15 protein-coding genes are annotated in these 15,736 nt (G+C 69.9%); 4 read left to right on the plus strand and 11 right to left on the minus strand.

Going from position 1 to position 15,736, the window contains the following annotated elements; translation table 11 throughout:
* Positions 1 to 87 precede the first annotated feature (87 nt).
* Positions 88 to 681 (minus strand): CDP-diacylglycerol--glycerol-3-phosphate 3-phosphatidyltransferase, encoded by a 594-nt coding sequence (gene pgsA / locus SKC42_RS07540; protein ID WP_330963686.1) that lies wholly within the window; start codon positions 679 to 681, stop codon positions 88 to 90.
* 56 nt (positions 682 to 737) lie between these two features.
* Between pgsA and SKC42_RS07545 the strand changes: the two genes are divergently transcribed.
* Complete coding sequence (locus SKC42_RS07545; protein ID WP_330963687.1) at positions 738 to 1,253, plus strand: amino-acid N-acetyltransferase; 516 nt, start codon at positions 738 to 740, stop codon at positions 1,251 to 1,253.
* Between the two features lie 64 nt (positions 1,254 to 1,317).
* Here SKC42_RS07545 and SKC42_RS07550 read toward each other — a convergent pair whose 3' ends face one another.
* Positions 1,318 to 3,843, minus strand: a complete 2,526-nt coding sequence (locus tag SKC42_RS07550; RefSeq protein WP_330963688.1) for an FtsK/SpoIIIE family DNA translocase — start codon at positions 3,841 to 3,843, stop codon at positions 1,318 to 1,320.
* 168 nt (positions 3,844 to 4,011) lie between these two features.
* Between SKC42_RS07550 and SKC42_RS07555 the strand changes: the two genes are divergently transcribed.
* From SKC42_RS07555 to SKC42_RS07565, 3 genes are read left to right on the plus strand one after another with little or no spacing between them, the layout of a single operon-like run.
* Complete coding sequence (locus SKC42_RS07555) at positions 4,012 to 4,326, plus strand: putative quinol monooxygenase (RefSeq protein ID WP_330963689.1); 315 nt, start codon at positions 4,012 to 4,014, stop codon at positions 4,324 to 4,326.
* Positions 4,326 to 5,159, plus strand: a complete 834-nt coding sequence (locus SKC42_RS07560) for a mycofactocin-coupled SDR family oxidoreductase (RefSeq protein WP_330963690.1) — start codon at positions 4,326 to 4,328, stop codon at positions 5,157 to 5,159. Before SKC42_RS07555 ends, SKC42_RS07560 begins: the two co-directional genes overlap by 1 nt.
* A 3-nt stretch (positions 5,160 to 5,162) precedes the next feature.
* Entirely contained in the window at positions 5,163 to 6,026 is an 864-nt protein-coding gene (locus SKC42_RS07565) for an SAM-dependent methyltransferase (RefSeq protein ID WP_330963691.1), read from the plus strand.
* 204 nt (positions 6,027 to 6,230) lie between these two features.
* Here the strand turns inward: SKC42_RS07565 and SKC42_RS07570 are convergent, their stop codons facing one another.
* The 9 genes from SKC42_RS07570 to SKC42_RS07610 form a co-directional block, all read right to left on the minus strand.
* A complete protein-coding gene (locus tag SKC42_RS07570) occupies positions 6,231 to 7,907 on the minus strand; it encodes a ribonuclease J (RefSeq protein WP_330963692.1) in 1,677 nt (558 codons plus the stop codon).
* Between the two features lie 30 nt (positions 7,908 to 7,937).
* Positions 7,938 to 8,840: a 4-hydroxy-tetrahydrodipicolinate synthase gene (gene dapA / locus SKC42_RS07575; RefSeq protein ID WP_330963693.1), complete on the minus strand. Its 903-nt coding sequence runs from the start codon at positions 8,838 to 8,840 to the stop codon at positions 7,938 to 7,940.
* A 125-nt stretch (positions 8,841 to 8,965) separates the two neighbouring features.
* The gene (gene thyX / locus SKC42_RS07580) at positions 8,966 to 9,718 is read right to left on the minus strand and encodes an FAD-dependent thymidylate synthase (RefSeq protein ID WP_330963694.1); all 753 of its coding nucleotides are present in this window, start codon (positions 9,716 to 9,718) and stop codon (positions 8,966 to 8,968) included.
* Positions 9,719 to 9,728: 10 nt separating this feature from the next.
* Positions 9,729 to 10,805 carry a restriction endonuclease subunit S gene (locus SKC42_RS07585; RefSeq protein ID WP_442932034.1) on the minus strand — a complete coding sequence of 359 codons (1,077 nt, stop codon included), beginning with the start codon at positions 10,803 to 10,805 and terminating at the stop codon, positions 9,729 to 9,731.
* Positions 10,802 to 12,205, minus strand: a complete 1,404-nt coding sequence (locus SKC42_RS07590) for a class I SAM-dependent DNA methyltransferase (RefSeq protein ID WP_330963695.1) — start codon at positions 12,203 to 12,205, stop codon at positions 10,802 to 10,804. The genes SKC42_RS07585 and SKC42_RS07590 overlap by 4 nt, the downstream gene beginning before the upstream one ends.
* Positions 12,205 to 13,431 (minus strand): winged helix-turn-helix domain-containing protein, encoded by a 1,227-nt coding sequence (locus SKC42_RS07595; protein WP_330963696.1) that lies wholly within the window; start codon positions 13,429 to 13,431, stop codon positions 12,205 to 12,207. The genes SKC42_RS07590 and SKC42_RS07595 overlap by 1 nt, the downstream gene beginning before the upstream one ends.
* A 37-nt stretch (positions 13,432 to 13,468) precedes the next feature.
* On the minus strand, positions 13,469 to 14,215 hold the full coding sequence (locus SKC42_RS07600) for an ATP synthase F0 subunit B (RefSeq protein ID WP_330963884.1): 747 nt from the start codon (positions 14,213 to 14,215) through the stop codon (positions 13,469 to 13,471).
* A 99-nt stretch (positions 14,216 to 14,314) separates the two neighbouring features.
* Complete coding sequence (locus SKC42_RS07605; RefSeq protein ID WP_330963697.1) at positions 14,315 to 14,809, minus strand: dihydrofolate reductase; 495 nt, start codon at positions 14,807 to 14,809, stop codon at positions 14,315 to 14,317.
* Positions 14,806 to 15,570: a thymidylate synthase gene (locus SKC42_RS07610; protein WP_330963885.1), complete on the minus strand. Its 765-nt coding sequence runs from the start codon at positions 15,568 to 15,570 to the stop codon at positions 14,806 to 14,808. The genes SKC42_RS07605 and SKC42_RS07610 overlap by 4 nt, the downstream gene beginning before the upstream one ends.
* Between the last annotated feature and the right edge of the window lie 166 nt (positions 15,571 to 15,736).

The following is a 15,736-nucleotide window of genomic DNA, read 5'->3' on the forward strand; positions in this document are numbered from 1 at the left end:
CAGCAGGCGCTAATACGTTGAACGCCGACGGCCGTGGGGTTGGTTCCCGTTCCGCGCCGGCACTTAGTTCGAAATTTGCCGGACGGCTCAGCCGCCCGTCGGCGGCCGGACCTGCCGGACACTCCTGAACGTCTGGGCCACGTAGTCGATGCCGGTGACGACCGTCAGGAGGATCGCGGCCGCCATCACCACCGACGCCACCACCCGAACCGGCCCGGACAGCGGCAGGATGAACAAGCCGATCGCAAGGGACTGCACCACCGTCTTGAGCTTGCCGCCCCAGCTGGCGGGAATCACCCCGCGGCGGATGACGGCAAGACGCAGCAGCGTCACCCCGACCTCGCGGCTCATGATCAGCACCGTGATCCACCAGGGCAGTTCACCGAGCATCGAGAGCCCGACCAGGGCCGACCCGATCAGGGTCTTGTCCGCGATGGGATCGACGAAGGCGCCGAATTCGGTGGCCATGCCGTAGTTGCGGGCCAGCAACCCGTCCAGCCGGTCGGTGATGGCGGCCACCGCGAAGATCAGGAACGCCAGGATGCGGAAGGCGATCTGGTGGCCGTCCGCGGCGAACAGCGCGAGCAGGAAGATCGGAACGAGCACCAGGCGCAACAGAGTCAGGACGTTGGCAAGGTTGGCGATGCGGGCGTGGCCTGGTGTTTCCGGCTGCCCCGACACCGCAACAGAATAACGGGTGACCAGCGTGACCGTCCCCGATGCCGATACTGTTATCCGTGACCGAAAGCCCTGGGGATCATCGGCCGGTCGTCCGGCGCGCGAGAGCGTCCGACGTGCCGGCGATCAAGCACCTCGTCGACACGTACGCGGGGAAGATCCTGCTGGAGAAGAACCTCGTGACGCTGTACGAGGCCGTGCAGGAATTCTGGGTGGCCGAGAGTGACGGCAAGGTGGTCGGCTGCGGGGCGCTGCACGTGTTGTGGTCCGACCTCGGCGAGATTCGCACGGTGGCCGTCGACCCGGCGATGACGGGCCGAGGTGTCGGCCACGCGATCGTCAGCCGGCTCCTCGAGGTCGCCCGCGAGCTGCAGCTGGAGCGGTTGTTCGTGCTGACCTTCGAGACCGAGTTCTTCGGCAAACACGGGTTCACCGAGATCGAGGGCACCCCCGTCACCGCCGAGGTGTTCGAGGAGATGTGCCGGTCCTACGACATCGGCGTCGCCGAGTTCCTCGACCTCAGCTACGTCAAGCCGAACATCCTCGGCAACTCCCGGATGCTGCTGGTGCTCTAAGCGCGAGCAGACGCAAAAGCCGGCGACACGCCGGGCAAATATGGAGTTTTGCGTCTGCTCGGCGCTACTCGGAGTCGCTCCCGACGGCGTCGCTGCCGCCGCGGATCAGCGCCAGCGTGCCCGCCAGCTCGTCGGGCTTGACCAGCACCTCGCGCGCCTTCGAGCCCTCGCTGGGCCCGACGATGCCGCGGGTCTCCATGAGGTCCATCAGCCGGCCGGCCTTGGCGAAGCCGACGCGCAGCTTGCGCTGCAGCATCGAGGTGGAGCCGAACTGGCTCGACACCACCAGCTCGACGGCCTGCAGGAAGACGTCCATGTCGTCGCCGATGTCGGGGTCGACGTCGGCGCGTTCGCCGGTGGGCTTGGCGGTGGTGACGCCATCGGTGTACTCGGGCTCGGCCTGGTCCTTGCACGCGGCGACGACGGCCTGGATCTCCTCGTCGGTGATGTAGGCGCCCTGCAGCCGGATCGGCTTGCCCGCGCCCATCGGGAGGAACAGGCCGTCGCCCATCCCGATCAGCTTCTCCGCGCCCGCCTGATCGAGGATCACGCGGCTGTCGGTGAGCGACGACGTCGCGAACGCCAGCCGGGACGGCACGTTGGTCTTGATCAGCCCGGTGACGACGTCCACCGAGGGCCGCTGGGTGGCCAGCACCAGGTGGATGCCGGCCGCGCGGGCCTTCTGGGTGATCCGCACGATGGCGTCCTCGACGTCGCGCGGGGCGGTCATCATGAGGTCGGCCAGCTCGTCGACGATCGCCACGACGTAGGGGTACGGCCGGTATTCGCGCTGGCTGCCCAGCGGCGCGGTGATGGCACCCGAACGCACCTTCTCGTTGAAGTCGTCGATGTGGCGCACCCGCGACGCCTGCATGTCCTGGTAGCGCTGCTCCATCTCCTCGACCAGCCACGCCAGCGCGGCCGCCGCCTTCTTCGGCTGGGTGATGATGGGCGTGATCAGGTGCGGAATGCCTTCGTAGGGTGTGAGTTCCACCATCTTCGGGTCGATCAGGATCATCCTGACCTCCTCCGGGGTGGCCCGGGTCAGCAGCGACACCAGCATGGAGTTGACGAAGCTGGACTTGCCGGATCCGGTGGAGCCGGCAACCAGCAGGTGCGGCATCTTGGCCAGATTCGCCGAGATGAAGTCCCCTTCAATGTTTTTACCCAGCCCGATCACCAGCGGGTGGTGGTCGCGGCGGGTCGACGGGGCGGTGAGCACGTCGGCCAGCCGCACCGTTTCCCGATCGGTGTTGGGTACCTCGATGCCGACGGCGGACTTGCCGGGGATCGGGGCCAGCATCCGGACGCTCTCGGTGGCCACCGCGTAGGCGATGTTCTTCTGCAGGGCGGTGATCTTCTCGACCTTGACGCCGGGGCCCAGCTCGACCTCGTACCGGGTGACGGTGGGGCCGCGGGTGCAGCCGGTGACGGCGGCGTCGACCTTGAACTGGGTGAGCACCTCGCTGATGGCGTCGGACATGACGGTGTTGGCGGCGCTGCGCTTCTTGGGCGGGTCGCCGGCGACCAGGAGGTTCAGCGACGGCAGGGTGTACGGGCCCTCGACGACGCGGTCGAGCGGCGGTGTCTCCTTGGCCTCCTCCTTCCGCGACGCGCGACGGCGCTTGGCAGGAGGCTCGGGGACGGTGGGGAGGTCGTCGACCAGCGCCTCGTCGAGCGGGTCGGGCCCGGCCGACGGCCAGGCCGCCGGCGGGTCGTCGACGGGCGCGTCGTAGTACCCGTCGGAAAAGTCCTGCCCCGCCTCGGAGGCCACGACCTCCTCGGTGTCCGCCTCGTCGCCCTCGAAGTAGTCGTCGTAGCCGTCTTCGTCGTCCCTGCGGAACGGCCGGGTTTCGAACATGGCGCGCACCGCGTCGGGCACCTCGCGGATCGTGGTCCCGGTGAGGAGCAGCAGCCCGAACATGAAGCCGATGAACAGTAGGGGCGCGGCGATCCAGGGTGTCAGCCCGTCGGACAGCGGACCGCCGATGGCGAAGCCGATGAACCCGGCGGCGCGGCGCCGGGCCTCCGGGTCCTCCGGCGATCCGGACCACAGGTGACGCAGCCCCAGGGCCGAGCACGCGATCAGGCTGGCGCCCAGGATCAGCCGCGGCCGCGCCTCGGGATTGGGTTCGGTCCGCATCAGTGCGACCGCGACGGCGGCGGTGGCCAGCGGGAGCACCAGCACGCCCGCGCCGATGAATGTCCGCAGCACGGTGTCGACCCAGGCGCCGATCGGCCGGGCGGCCTGGAACCACGAGCTTGCGGCGACGATCACCGACACCCCGAGCAGCGCCAGCGCGATCCCGTCCCGGCGATGTCCGGGCTCGATGTCGTGGGCCCGCCCGATCGACCGGGCGGCGCCGCCCGTGCCCTTGGCCGCCATCAGCCAGGTGGCGCGCAGGGCGCGCCCGCAGGTCACTCCGGTGGCGACCAGAAGCGACCGGTTGCGGCGCTTGGCGGGTCGGCCCGGCTTCCTGCGGGGCGGCGCCGGCCGCGCGCCGCGGGACCCGCCGCGCGGGGCGGCCTTGGAAGTGGCCTTTGACCTGCTCGTTCGGGTCGCGGAGCGGGCGGCGGTCTTGTTAGCCATGTCGGCAAGGGTAGTCGCATCGACATCATCAGCACCACACGCCACACTGGTAACCGTTGCCTCAACGTGACCCACGTCACCGGGCGGTCGAAACGCCGTGAGTAGGGTGGCACCCGGTGCGAGAAGTGCTGCCGTCACCCACCCCCGGAGCCACCAGGAGGCCCTAGCATGCCCGTCGTCGTCGTCGCCACCCTGACCGTCAAGCCCGAATCGGTCGACACCGTCCGCGACATCCTCACCCGCGCGGTGGAAGAGGTGCACGACGAGCCCGGGTGCCAGCTGTATTCGCTGCACCAGACGGGCGACACCTTTGTGTTCGTGGAACAGTGGGCCGACCCCGAAGCGCTCAAGACGCACAGTGGCGCGCCCGCGGTCACCAAGATGTTCACCGCGGCCGGCGAGCACCTCGCAGGGGCGCCCGACATCAAGATGCTGGAGCCCATCCCGGCGGGCGACCCGGACAAGGGACAGCTGCGGCGCTGATGGGTCGGCCGGCGGAAGGCCCGCTCAGCGGCCGGGTCGCCTTCATCACTGGGGCGGCGCGCGGCCAGGGCCGCGCACACGCCGTGCGGTTGGCCGCCGACGGGGCCGACATCATCGCGATCGACCTCTGCGACCGGATCGCCAGCGTGCCCTACCCGCCGGCCACGCCCGAGGACCTGGCGGCCACGGTCAAGCTGGTCGAGGACACCGGCGCGCGGATCGTCGCCGCGCGCGCCGACGTCCGCGATGCCGCCTCGCTGGCGTCCGCGCTGCGGGCGGGCCTCGACCAGTTCGGCCGCCTGGACATCGTCGTCGCCAACGCCGGCATTGCCCCCATGCAGTCGGGATCCGAGGGCTGGCGCGACGTCATCGACGTGAACCTCAGCGGCGTCCATTACACCGTGGAGGCCGCCATCCCGACCCTGGTCTCGCAGGGCACTGGCGGGTCGATCGTGCTCACCAGTTCGGCGGCGGGGCTGTCCGGCATCGGCAGCGCCGATGCCGGCTCCATCGGCTACGTCGCCGCGAAGCACGGCGTGGTCGGGCTGATGCGGGTCTACGCCAATCTGCTTGCCCAGCACAATATTCGGGTCAATTCGATACATCCGTCGGGTGTCGACACGCCGATGATCAACAACGAGTTCACCCGCCAGTGGCTCGCCGGGCTGATCGCCGAGTCCGAGTCGCCGCCGGACATGGGCAACGCGTTGCCGGTGCAGGTGCTTACACCCGAAGACATCGCGAACGCGGTCGCGTGGCTGGTGTCCGACCAGGCCCGCTACATCACCGGCGTCGCCTTGCCGGTGGACGCGGGCTTCCTGAACAAGAAGTAGCCCATGGCGCGAAATTCAGTGGCGCAGAAGGCTTTCGGTCCGATGGTGCTGACGGCCGTCGAACAGAACGAGCCGCCGGACCGGCGGCTGCTCGATGACGACCTCGCCGAGTTGTTCCTGCCCGCCCCGCTGCGATGGCTGGTCACGGCGACCCGCTCGACGCCCCTACGCCGGCTGATGATTCGCGGATCGGAGTGGTCCGGTCGCGGGCTGTGGGCGAACATGGCCTGCCGCAAGCGATTCATTGGCGACAAGCTGGCCGGGGCGCTCGAGGACATCGACGCGGTGGTGATCCTCGGCGCCGGCCTGGACACCCGCCCCTACCTGCTGACGCGCCAGGTCCGTATGCCGGTCTTCGAGGTGGACCTGCCGGTCAACATCGCCAGGAAGGTGCAGACCGTCCGACGGGTGCTGGGGGGCCCGCCCCTGTCGGTGCGGCTGGTGGCGCTCGATCTCGAGCGCGACGACGTGCTGACCTCGCTGGCCGAGCACGGTTATCACACCGACTACCGCGCCTTCTTCATCTGTGAGGGCGTCACCCAGTACCTGACCGAGGCGACCGTCCGCCGGACCCTGGAGGGGCTGCGCGCGACCGCTCCGGGCAGCCAGCTGGTATTCACCTACGTGCGCCGGGATTTCATCGACGGGACCAACCTGTACGGCACCCGCACGCTGTATCGGAGCGTTCGCCAGCTGTGGCGTTTCGGGTTGCAGCCCGACGAGGTCGCCGACTTCATCGCCCCCTACGGCTGGCGGTTGGTCGAGCAGGCCGGGCCCGACGACCTCGTTCGGCGCTATGTCGCCCCGACCGGCCGCGAGCTCAAGGCCTCCCAACTGGAATGGTCGGCATACGCCGAGAAAGTCTAGCCAGCGTCACGCGTGGCCCAGCCACCACGACCACGACCACGACCACGACCACGACCACGACACATAAAGTATTGCGACGACACGCCGAAAAGCGACGCAGCCGCTTATGTTTCGCGGGCCCTTAATACTCCGCCGCGCTCACGATCGCCTCAGACCTCAATGCGGCGACCCGCTTCGCCCAGCTCCGCCGCGCTCACGATCGCCTCAGACCTCAATGACGGTCGGCACGATCATCGGCTGGCGGCGATAGGTTTCGCCCACCCACTTGCCGACCGTGCGGCGCACCGCCTGCGCGATGCGCGTCGGCTCGGTGACCTGTTCCGCGGCAAGCACTTCCAGCTCAGCCTCGACCTTGCGCATGGCGGGCTCGAGTGCCTTGGGGTCCTCGGAGAACCCGCGGGAATGCAGCTGCGGCGCCGCGACCGGGCGTCCGGTGCCGCGAGCGACCACCACGGTGACCGCCACGAAGCCCGACGACAGGATGAGCCGCTCCCCCAGCGTGATGTCGCCGACGTCACCGGTGATCAGTCCGTCGACGAACATCTTGCCGACCGGCACCGCGCCCGCGATCGAGACGCGGCCGGCGAGCAGATCGACGCTGACGCCGTTCTCGGCCAGCACGATCGACTCCTCGGGCACGCCGGCGCGCGCCGCCAGCTGGGCGTTGGCCCGCAGCATCCGCCAGGTGCCGTGCACCGGCATCACGTTCCGCGGCCGCACCCCGTTGTAGAGGAACAGCAGCTCGCCGGCGTAGGCGTGCCCCGAAACGTGCACCCGCACCTGCTGATTGGTGACCACACGGGCGCCGATCTTGGCCAGCGAGTCGATGACCCCGTACACGGCCTCCTCGTTGCCGGGGATCAGGGAGGACGACAGGATGATGAGATCGTTCGACGTCAGGGTGATGCTGCGATGCTCGCCGCGCGACATCCGCGACAACGCCGACATAGGCTCACCCTGGGTGCCCGTCGTGATCAGGACGACCCGCTCGGGTGCCATCATCTCGGCCGCCCCGATGTCGATCAGGTCCGCGTCGTCCACGCGCAGAAAACCCAGGTCCCGGGCGATGGCCATGTTGCGCACCATCGATCGCCCGACGAATGACACCCGCCGGCCCAGCGCGACCGCGGCGTCGATGATCTGCTGTACCCGGTCGACATTGGAGGCGAAGCACGCGACGATGACGCGGCCGTCGGCGCCCCGGATCAGCCGATGCAGGCTGGGGCCGACTTCGCTCTCCGAGGGCCCGACACCGGGGACCTCGGCGTTGGTGGAGTCGCACAGGAACAGGTCCACGCCGGCATCGCCGAGCCGCGACATGCCGGGCAGGTCCGTGGGGCGACCGTCGAGCGGCAGCTGGTCGAGCTTGATGTCGCCGGTATGCAGGACGGTTCCCGCGCCGGTGTGGACCGCGATGGCCAGCGCGTCGGGGATCGAATGGTTGACGGCGAAGTATTGGCACTGAAAGACGCCGTGGGTGGTCCGCTGCCCCTCCGCGACCTCGACGAAGGCCGGCTTGATGCGGTACTCGCGGCACTTGGCCGCCACCAGCGCCAGGGTGAACTTCGAGCCGACGACGGGGATGTCCGGCCGCAGCCGCAGGAGGAACGGGATGGCCCCGATGTGGTCTTCGTGGGCGTGGGTCAGCACCAGCGCCTCGACATCGTCGAGCCGGTCCTCGACGTGGCGCAGGTCCGGCAGGATCAGGTCGACGCCGGGCTCGTCGTGGGTGGGGAACATGACCCCACAGTCGATGATCAACAGCCGGCCGAGATGCTCGAAAACCGTCATGTTGCGGCCGATCTCGCTGATGCCGCCCAGGGCGGTGACACGCAGTCCGCCGGGAGCCAGCGGGCCCGGTGGAGCGAGGTCTACGTCCATCGGTCGACCACGCTGTGCCTCACGCCCTGCTCACCTCAGAGCCGAGGCCGCGCGCATATCGGCAGCAAGCTCGTCGATCTGCGCCGGGGTGGCGGGCATTTGGGGCAGCCTGGGGTCACCCACGTCGACGCCTTGCAGCCGCAGGCCGGCCTTCGACATGGTCACCCCGCCCAGGCGGCCCATCGCGTTGCACAGCGGCGCGAGGTTGACGTTGATCTTGCGCGCGGTGGCGATGTCACCGGAGCCGAACGCCGACAACAGGTCCCGGAGCTGACCGACCGCCACATGCGAGATGACGCTGATGAATCCGGTGGCGCCCATCACCAGCCAGGGCAGGTTCAGTGCGTCATCGCCGGAGTAGTAGGCCAGTCCCGTCTCCGCCATCAGCTGCCCGCCGGCGTGCAGGTCGCCCTTCGCGTCCTTGATTCCCACGATGTTCGGGTGGTCGGCCAGGGCGCGGATGGTCTCGGGGAGGATCGGCACCACAGACCGCGGCGGAATGTCGTAGAGCAGCACCGGCAGCTCGGTCGCGTCCGCGACGGCGCTGAAGTGCGCGAACAGCCCGGACTGCGGCGGCCGCGAGTAGTACGGCGTGACCACCAGGAGTCCGTGGGCGCCCTCGGCGGCGGCGGCCCTGGCCAGCCGGATGCTGTGAGCGGTGTCGTAGGTGCCGGCGCCGGCGATGATGCGGGCCCGATCGCCCACGGCCTCGAGCACGACGCGCAGCAGCTCGCGCTTCTCGTCGTCGGTGGTGGTCGGTGACTCCCCGGTGGTCCCGGATAGCACCAGGCCGTCGCAGCCGGCGTCGACCAGGTGGGTCGCCAGCCGCGCCGCGGCGGCGGTGTCCAGGGAGCCATCGGCGCTGAACGGTGTCACCATCGCGGTCAGCAGGGTGCCCAACCGTGCGGGGACATCGAATCCGACCGTGCTCACACTGTTCAGGTTACCTGGCCCCGGCAACCGGTTTGGCATCCGCACGAGCGCGCGTCATGCCGGCGCGCGTGGCGGCCGTAGCACCGGCGAGGGGCGAGCCGCCGCGCGACGCCCGGGCGCCCCGATCAGGCCTCGGTGGCCAGCGGGCTCGTGGCGACCTCGGTGCCGTCGGCCAGGGTGACGATTTCGAAGTCCGCGAACACCGCGGGCGCCACCGCCGCGAGCTGGCGCAGGCATTCGATGGCGAGACGGCGGATCTCGACGTCCGCGTGCTCGCTGGCACGCATCGCGATGAAGTGCCGCCAGGCGCGATAGTTGCCGGTCACGACGATGCGGGTTTCGGTGGCGTTGGGCAGGACGGCGCGGGCGGCCTGACGCGCCTGCTTGCGCCGCAGCACGGCGTTGGGTTGGTCGGCGAACTTCGCCTCCAGCCTGGCCAGCAGCTCGGCGTAGGTGGCGCGGCTGGCGTCGGCGGCGTCGGCGAGGATCCGCCGCAGCTCCGCGTCGTCGTCCATGCCCGGCGGCACGACGATCTGCGAACTCCCCTCCGGCACGTAGCGCTGCGAGAGCTGTGAGTAGGAGAAATGCCGATGCCGGATGAGCTCGTGGGTGCAGGACCGCGAGATGCCGGTGATGTAGAACGAGGCGCTCGCGTGTTCGAGTACCGAAAAGTGCCCGACGTCGATGATGTGCTTGATGTAGCTGGCGTTAGTCGCGGTGCGGGGATTGGGCTTCGACCAGCTCTGGTAGCAGGCGCGGCCGGCGAACTCGACCAACGCCGAGCCCCCGTCGGCGTCGGTGGTCCAGGGCACCTCGGGCGGCGCCAGGAACTCGGTCTTGGCGATCAGTTGCACGCGTAGCGGCGCGGTCTCGGCCACGGCGCTCACCCTAAAGCGTGCCGGAGGCCTCCGCGTCGGTGACCCGAACTTCACCGGAGAACAGCAGCGGGACCAGGGTGTCGCGGAGCGTGGCCAGCCGCACGCATTCTTCGCGGTGAGCGTGGCACAGCGCGCCGAGCGCACCGATGCTCCGCGACGCCTCGCCCGACAGCCGGCGCACGTCGCGCACCGGGGTCGCCATCAGGTCGGCCAGCCGGACGCGCTGGTGGCTGCCCGACGTCCCGGCGACCCGCCGCCGCAGCCCCGCGGAGACCTCGGGCTGCCGCACCGCCGACCACAACGCCGACGTGTCCACCCCGGTGGGGGTCAGCACCACGAACTCCGTGCTGGCCAGCGCCATCCCGGTGGGCAGCCGCACCACGTTCCAGATCCGCGGAATTCGCGGATTCAGCTTCGCAACCAGGACGCACGGCCCGGTCAGCAGGAACTTGCCGCTGCGCACCGTGGCGCCGGCCACCACCCGCGGCGTCGCGCCGTCGTCGAACGCCGGCAGGCTGAAGTGCGCGACGACCTCGCCGAACCCGCCGGGTTCCACTAAAGCCGTGGACGTACTCGCCAGGGCGGACAGCGGCACGCACTCCGGCACCGTTTCTGCGGTCGCGACCATCAACGCCTCGGCGGCGGCGATCACACGTTCGTCGGCGGCGATCTTGTCGTCGAGGGCGCCGAGCAGTTCGGCGATCCGGCGCCGTTCGCGCGCCGGGACGCCGGGTGCCGCGACGCCGCGCAGGGTGGCCTGGTTGAGCAGCGGCTGCCCCGAGCCCGATCGCACCTCGCCCAAGCGGCACGCACGCAGCGCGTAATACCAATACCGCGTCTCGCGCGGGTCGGTCGCCCGGCACACCAGCGCGTTGTCGGTGACCCACACGTCGGATTCGCAGTAGTGCACGCTGCCGCAATAGGTTCCGACGCGGCCGAGCACGATGAGCGGCCCGCTCGCGTTGCGCTGCGCGGCATACCCGATCGGCCCGTTGGCCCCGTAGACGCGAAAGGGCCCGGTCGACTCCTTGCGCGGCAGGGCTCTCCCGCTGCTGAAGTGGAGGTGGTCGCCGAGCGTGGTCGTCACCGCAGACCCTCCAGGTGGTCGCGCACCACCTTCTCCAGCCGCGCCGATTCGTCGAGCGCCGCCAGCAGGTCACCGGTGAGCCGCGCGATCCTGGCCCCGGCCGGCTCACCGTGGGCCTCGATCGTGGGCGCGCCTACGTACCAGCCCGGCGTCAGCAGATAGCCGGACGCCCTGATCTCGTCCACCGACACCGACCGGCAAAAACCCGGGACATCCTCGTAGCCAATCCCTTTGGCGGCGGCAGACGCCGATCCGCGCCACGCGTGGTAAGTGTCGCCGACTCGGGCGACGTCGTCGCCGCCCAGCGCGCGCTCGGCGCGGTCGACGAGGTGGCCGAGCTCGCGCCCGTCGACGAAGAGCACCTGCCCCGATCGGTCGCCCTTGGCCATGGCGAAGAACCACAGACACACCGGGATGGAGGTGCTGCGGAACAGCTGCCCGGGCAGCGCCACCATGCACGACACCAGGTCCGCTTCGACGATGCGCGCCCGAATGTCGCCCTCCCCGGCCCAGTTCGACGACATCGACCCGTTGGCCATCACCACGCCGGCCTCACCGCCCGGGGCCAATTTCGACAGGATGTGCTGAATCCACGCGTAATTGGCGTTGCGGGCGGGCGGAACACCGAAGCGCCAGCGCGGGTCTCGTTCGTCGCGGGCCCAGTCCCTGATGTTGAACGGCGGATTGGCCATGACGTAGTCCATCTGCGTGCCGGCGTGCTGGTCGTCGGCGAAGGTGTCGGCCCAGCGGTCCCCCAACCCGGCGTTGTCGATGCCGTGCACGGCGAGGTTCATCTTGGCCATCCGCCACGTCTGCTCGACGCTCTCCTGCCCGTACAGCCCGACGGCCGACCGTGCGCCACGCTGCTGGCTGATGAAGTTCTCGGTCTGGACGAACATCCCGCCCGATCCGCAGCACGGGTCGTACACCCGGCCGCGCGCCGGCTCGAGGACTTCGACGATCATCCGCACGACCCCCAGCGGGGTGAAGAATTCACCCCCCCGCCTGCCTTCGGCGCGCGCGAAGTTGCCCAGGAAGTATTCGTAAACCTCGCCCATCAGGTCCCCCGCCGCGCGGGCGCCCCGCCCGCCCAGTCGCGCGTCGTCGAGCAGCCGCACTAGCTCCCCGAGCCGCCCCGGATCGAGACCCGCATAGGACCGCGGCATCATGTCCGACAGCGATGGGTTCGAGGCCATCAGCGCGTCCATCGCCTCGTCGGCGAACCTCCCGACGTCGCGCGAACCGGCCCTGTCCGCCAACGACTTCCAGTGCACGTCGGAGGCGTACTTGAGGAACACCAGCCCGAGGATGACGTCCTTGTACTGGCCGGCCGGCAACGACCCCCGCAGCTTGTTGGCCGCCTTCCACAGCGTGTCCTCGAGTTCGTTGCCGGCGGACATCAGCCGGCCCGCCGCGCGGCCGCGCGGAGCTCCCCGGCCAGGTCACCGCGGTCGGAGACATCGAAGCCGCCGAGGCCCAGCCACGCCGCCATGGACTCGAGTTCGCCGGCCAGCGCCGCGGCGACCCGCCCCGGCGGGGCGTCGGGTTCGCCGAAGGCGCCCACCACCTGCAGGACGTTGGCGGCCCGGTCGGCCTTGAGGTCGACTCGCGCCACCAGGTGGCCGTCGAGCAGCAGCGGCCACACGTAGTACCCGTAGCGGCGCTGGTGCGCCGGGGTGTAGATCTCGATGCGGTAGTGGAAGCCGAACAGCCGCTCGACCCGGGGACGGAAGAAGATCAGCGGATCGAACGGGCACAGCAGCGCGGTGCCACGGTCGGCGCGCGGCACCGTCCGCCCCGCCCGCAGGTACGCCGGCGCGGACCAGCCGTCGACGTCGACCCGCTCGATCGCGCCGGCGGCCAGCAGATCGGCGATGGCCGGCTTGGTCTGTTGCGCCGACAGCCGGAAGTAGTCGCGGATGTCGGCCTCGGTGCCCACGCCCAGCGCGGTGGCGGCACGCAGCGTGAGGGCGCGCACGGCCTCGTCGTTGTCGACCTGCCGGGCCAGCACCTCGGCCGGCAGCACCCGTTCCACCAGGTCGTAGTGGCGCGCGAAGCCCACCCGGGTGGCCGTGGTCAGCACCCCCGCGGCGAACAGCGCCTCGGCGACCCACTTGGTGTCGCTCCGGTTCCACCACGCGCCCTTCTTCCGCCGCGGCTCGGCCGCCAGGTGCGCCTCGATCTGGCCCGCGGTGCTGGGCCCGAGTTCGGCGACGGCGGCGACGACGTCGTCGACCAGCCGCGGGTTGGCCTTGACGATGTGGGTGCCCCACCGGCCGTGCCGGTACTGGCGCATGCGCCACCGCAACAGCGGCCAGTCGTCGACGGCGACCAGGGCGGCCTCGTGGGCCCAGTATTCGGCCAGCAGCCGCGCCGAGCGCGGGCCCCACGCGGCGCGGTCGACCACGTCGCGGTCGTACGGGCCGAGCCGGCTGAACACCGGCGCGTAGTGGGCGCGGACCGCTACCGAAACCGAATCCAGTTGCAGCACCTGAATTCTCGAGATCAGCCGGCGCAGGTGCGCGCGGGTGATCGCGCCACCGGGCCGCGGTTCGGTAAAACCTTGCGCCGCAACGGCTATCCGCCGGGCCTGCGCGGCGGTCAGCCTGAGATTACGGGCCGGCACGGACCGACAATACCGGTCGCCGGTCGGGAGCGACCGCTCACCCCGCGCTGACTTTGCGCTCCAGCGGCACGACACCGTTCGCTTCGCGGCCCGCATCGGGCGCGTTCTTTCGTTGTTGGTATGCCGATTCCAGGGCGGCCGGAACCGGTTCCAGGTCGCGGTAGACGCCCATCAGTTGCTCGAGCACCTTGATTCGTTGCTGGGCTGCCTCATCGACCGCACGCCGGGCCTCGTCCCGGTAGTGATCGGCTTCTTGCCTGGCGTCGGCGAGGAGCTGATCGCGCTCCCGCTGGGCTTCCTGCCGCGCCTCCTTGATCGAGGACTGGGTTTCGGCGCGCAGACCGGCCAGCTCGTCGTCCTGGTTCTTCTTGGTTTCCTCGTACTCGGCCTTCAGCGCCTTCAGTTGCTCGGCCATGTCGGCCAGCAGCTCCCTGGACTTTCGTTGCTCGGCCTCGGCGTCGACCTCGGCCGCCGCGACCAGCGCATCCGCCTCGGCCCGAGCCTCGGCCTGCATCTCGGCCACCTCGTCGACCGCGCGGCGAAGCATCTTGGCCATCCGTTGCTGCATCGCGTGGGGCGTGGGCGAGGTATCGGTGAGGACGGCGACCTCCTTGCGCAGCGCCGCCACCTCGTCGCCGGAGTCCTTGAGCCGGGCGCGCAGGCTCTCGACGTCGTCGAGCAGCAGCTTCTGTTTGGTGGTCAGCACCTCGATGTGCGACTCCACCGCGGCCGGGTCGTAGCCCAAGAACTTGCGCGAGAACGTCTTTGCGGGTTCGGTGATCACTGCCATATGCCCCCCTCCTAGAAATTCGCTATACAACCGACGAGACCGACCCCCGGGTCCGAGTATGTCAGCACCCGCCGTCGGCCCGCAGGGCAGCGCTCAGCGCCGACGATAGCTGTGAAAGCGGTAGCGCAGCCCCGTGCGGCTGACCTGCCACTCCCCCGTCTCACCCGCCCACGCCTCGTCGAGCACCGGGGCCAGCGCATCGTCGTCGTCGCGCGTCAGCTCGATGTCGATCTCGGTCACCTCGCAGCGGCTGGCGTGCGGAAGCGCCAGCAGGTAGATCTGTTGACCGCCGATCACCCACGCCTCCGGGTCGGTCAGCGCACGCTCAAGTGAGGGCAGCACCTCGGCCCCGTCGGCGCTGAAGTCGGCCTGCCGGGACAGCACCAAGTTCCTGCGGCCCGGCAGCGGGCGGACGTTGGCCGGCAACGACTCCCACGTGCGCCGGCCCATGACCACCGTGTGACCCATGGTGACCTGCTTGAAGCGGGCCAAGTCCTCGGGCACGTGCCACGGGATGTCCCCCCCGCGGCCGATGACACCGGACGTCGACTGAGCCCAAACCAGGCCCACGTCCGTCGCCCGCGTCATACAGCGACGGGGGCTTTGATCGCCGGGTGCGGGTCGTAGTTCTTGACGACGACGTCGTCATAAGTGTAGTCGAAGATCGAATCGCGTTGGGCCAGAACGAGTTCGGGATACGGCCTGGGCTCGCGGGTGAGTTGCAGCCGCACCTGTTCGACGTGGTTGTCGTAGATGTGACAGTCGCCGCCGGTCCAGACGAACTCGCCGACATCGAGGCCGGCCTGCGCGGCCATCATGTGGGTGAGCAGCGCGTAGCTGGCGATGTTGAAGGGGACGCCGAGGAACAGGTCGGCGCTGCGCTGGTAGAGCTGGCAGCTCAGCCGGCCGCCGGCCACGTAGAACTGGAAGAACGCGTGGCACGGCGGGAGCGCCATCCGCGGAATGTCACCGACGTTCCATGCCGACACGATGATGCGCCGCGAGTCGGGGTCGGTGCGCAACAAGTGCAGCGCGGCGCTGATCTGGTCGATGTGCTCGCCCGACGGCGTGGGCCAGGAGCGCCATTGCACGCCGTAGACGGGTCCGAGATCTCCTGCGGGGCTTGCCCATTCGTCCCAGATGGTGACGCCGTGTTCCCGCAGCCAGCCGACGTTGGAATCCCCGCGCAGGAACCACAGCAGTTCGTACACGACGGACTTGAAGTGCACCTTCTTGCTGGTGATCAGCGGGAAGCCGGCCGACAGGTCGTAGCGCAATTGCTGGCCGAACAGGCTGCGGGTTCCCGTGCCGGTGCGGTCGGATTTCGCCGTGCCTCGCTCGAGCACCATGCGCAGCAGGTCCTCGTAGGGCGCGGGAACCGGCGGGGTGATCGGCACCCGGCCAGCTTAGCCCGCGTCGATCGCAAGCGCGGCGAAGCCGGGCGCGGCGGGTCGACGCCACCGGCTCCCGTCGATCGCAAGCGCGGCGAAGCCGGGCGCGGCGGGTCGACGCCAC

Origin of the sequence: Mycobacterium sp. 050134 (assembly GCF_036409085.1) — a bacterium.
In the GTDB taxonomy this organism is placed as follows: domain Bacteria; phylum Actinomycetota; class Actinomycetes; order Mycobacteriales; family Mycobacteriaceae; genus Mycobacterium.